Source organism: Clostridium sp. ZBS15, assembly GCF_023845705.1.
In the GTDB taxonomy this organism is placed as follows: Bacteria; Bacillota; Clostridia; order Clostridiales; family Clostridiaceae; genus Clostridium; species Clostridium aquiflavi.
This window is the reverse complement of the sequence record NZ_JAMQHY010000152.1, coordinates 1-275: the sequence shown is the minus strand read 5'-3', so window position 1 is coordinate 275 and position 275 is coordinate 1. Positions and strand designations below refer to the sequence as shown.

The 275-nt window shown below is 26.5% G+C and carries 1 protein-coding gene; it reads right to left on the bottom strand.

Translation table 11 applies throughout. The annotated features are described in order from the left end of the window. The coding region (locus tag NG904_RS16870) for an esterase/lipase family protein (RefSeq protein ID WP_502801474.1) at positions 1–275 on the bottom strand (275 nt) is incomplete at both ends.

The following is a 275-nucleotide window of genomic DNA, read 5'->3' as shown; positions in this document are numbered from 1 at the left end:
AAAAATCTGGATTTTTATCACCTAATATTCTATAATATTTATCAAATAATTTCGCAATGAATTTATAAATTCTATTTGGTATTTTGCAAGCTATATCAACAAACTTACATCCTCCATGTGGTGATGAAATCATTGTTAATGATGCAACAAAATCTTTCATATCTAATTTACTAACCATATAGCGTGCATCTAGTCCACCTTTTGAGTGGGCAATAATATTTACTTTTTCAACTCCTGTTTCCATTATAATTTGGAGAATTTTATTTTTAATATCT